The following is a 2,520-nucleotide window of genomic DNA, read 5'->3' as shown; positions in this document are numbered from 1 at the left end:
GGAAGTGGTTCGCGAAGCAGCATTGGCGACGGACAAACGTGCATTAAACATGTAATTGAAAGCATTAGAGTATTACCATCAAGAGTTAAAGACGCGCGGGTATCAGAGCGATCCCGCGCAGCTTACTGCCATTGAGCGCTTACAGCGCTGTGAAGATGAATGGATTGCTTATAAAGAAATCCGTAGCAATGGCCTAAAAAAGAAACTGTTTAAACCAAAGCTTCCCCGTGGCGTTTATCTGTGGGGTGGAGTAGGTCGGGGCAAATCCTTTCTCATGGATTGCTTCTTTGCTGCATCCCCTTTAGAAAAAAAGATCCGCATTCATTTTCATGAGTTCATGCGCGAGGTTCACCGTGAACTTCATGAGCTCTCTGGTATGGCTGATCCCCTCGATGAACTATCTAAAAGAATTGCCAAGAGATATCGACTGATTTGTTTTGATGAGTTTCATATCAACGATATTGCCGATGCGATGATTCTGTATCGCTTGTTGAGTGCGCTGTTTGAGGATCGAGTGCAGTTTGTCATGACTTCCAATTACCAGCCTAGCCAGCTTTATCCCAATGGCTTGCATCGCGATCGTTTGCTTCCAGCTATTAAATTGCTTGAGGAACAGCTCGACGTGATGAATGTGGATGCTGGTAATGACTATCGCCGTGTGCAGATGGCTCAAGTTGAGGCCTATCTCACGCCAGTCAATGCAGAGACCCATACTGTATTAATGCGCATGTTCCAAACCTTAATTGGAAATCAGAAGGAAACAGTTCGACCTGTATTACGTATTGAATCTCGAGAATTAAGGCCTTTGCATATGGCCGAGGGAATAGTTTGGTTTGACTTCCAGACTCTCTGCTGCGGCCCAAGATCCCAAAATGACTATTTAGAGATTGCCAAGCTCTTTCATACGGTGATTTTGTCCGGGGTGCCTTATATGCCACCCAGAATGACAAATGAAGCCCGCCGCTTTATTTGGCTGATTGACGTCCTGTATGACCATAAAATCAAGCTAATCATCTCCGCAGAGGTCCCAGCGGTGGATTTATACACTGAGGGTCAAATTACCAGCGAGTTCTCAAGGACGGTTTCTCGTTTAATTGAGATGCAGTCTCGTGACTACCTGGATGCGCCTCGCCGGGTAATTGACACCAGCTTGACCTAAAATAGGGTCATGACCAGTAATTCCAGCCTCAACGCAGACTTACACTGCCATTCCGTTGTTTCTGATGGAACCCTAACTCCAGAGCAGTTGGCTGAACGCGCCTATGCCAATGGCGTGCGTTTATGGGCTTTAACCGATCATGATGAATTAGGTGGGCAGGTAAGAGCTCAGGACGCTGCAAGCGCGCTGGGCATGGATTACCTTTCTGGGGTCGAAATTTCAGTGACCTGGATGGGGCAGACTATTCATATTGTTGGTTTGGGCATTGATGCTGCTCATGCAGGAATTTTGGAGGGCTTGCGTCTGACTCGCGAAGGACGCGGTAACCGCGCTAAGCAGATGGCAGAACAATTATTAAAGGCAGGCATACCAGGCGCCTATGAAGGCGCACTGCATTTTGCAGGCAATCATGAGCTTATTTCTCGTACGCATTTCGCACGGTTTTTGGTTGAGCAGGGCGTATGTCGCGATACCGATCAAGTATTTAAAAACTATTTAGTAGAAGACAAGCCGGGTTATGTGCCACACCTTTGGGCAACTTTGGATAATGCCGTTGCTTGGATTAAAGCCGCCGGTGGTGCCGCGGTGATTGCCCACCCTGGTCGTTATAAGTTGAGCTCCATGCAGATGGATGAGCTCTATAAGCACTTTAAAGAAATCGGCGGTATGGCAATTGAGGTGATTACTGGAAGCCATAGCCCGAATCAATATCAAACTTATGGCAAGATTGCCCAGCACTATGGATTTTTAGCTTCTCGTGGGTCAGATTTTCATGATCCAGAAGAGAGTTATATTGATCTCGGTACCTTGCCACATTTGCCTGATCACTTAACTCCTGTGTGGTCGCTTTTCCACTAACCGCTTTCTCCTATTTGCTTAACTAGTTTTAATTACCTATAAGAATAAAGATCAAGATGTTTGCAGAACGTGTTCTATCTGGCATGCGACCTACTGGTAGCTTGCACCTCGGCCACTACCATGGCGTTTTAAAGAATTGGGTTCGCTTGCAGTCTGAGTATCCCTGCTACTTTTTTGTAGCAGATTGGCATGCCTTAACTACTCACTATGAAACCCCGGATGTGATTGAGCAATCCGTATGGGATATGGTGATTGACTGGTTGGCCTGTGGCGTTGATCCAAACCAAGCTACTTTATTTATTCAGAGCAAAGTCCCTGAGCATGCAGAGCTATTCTTATTGCTGTCCATGGGTACACCTCTGGGCTGGTTAGAGCGCGTGCCAACCTATAAAGATCAAATCGAGAAGCTTAAAGAAAAAGATTTGCAGACCTATGGTTTTTTGGGTTACCCCTTGTTACAGGCTGCTGATATTTTGATGTATCGCGCGCAGTTTGTTCCAGTA

2 protein-coding genes and 1 pseudogene are annotated in these 2,520 nt (G+C 46.3%); all 3 read left to right on the top strand.

Annotated features, from left to right (window positions below; genetic code table 11):
• The first annotated feature begins 55 nt into the window (after positions 1-55).
• On the top strand, positions 56-1,159 hold the full coding sequence (gene zapE, locus B7X71_RS15075; RefSeq protein ID WP_293601278.1) for a cell division protein ZapE: 1,104 nt from the start codon (positions 56-58) through the stop codon (positions 1,157-1,159).
• 9 nt (positions 1,160-1,168) lie between these two features.
• Positions 1,169-2,017 (top strand): 3',5'-nucleoside bisphosphate phosphatase, encoded by an 849-nt coding sequence (locus tag B7X71_RS15070; RefSeq protein ID WP_293599272.1) that lies wholly within the window; start codon positions 1,169-1,171, stop codon positions 2,015-2,017.
• 56 nt (positions 2,018-2,073) lie between these two features.
• A pseudogene (locus tag B7X71_RS15065) lies at positions 2,074-2,520 on the top strand (tryptophan--tRNA ligase); the annotation flags it as partial.

The organism is Polynucleobacter sp. 39-46-10 (assembly GCF_002282275.1).
The sequence above is the reverse complement of the archived record's forward strand: the minus strand, read 5'-3'. Positions and strand labels throughout refer to the sequence as shown.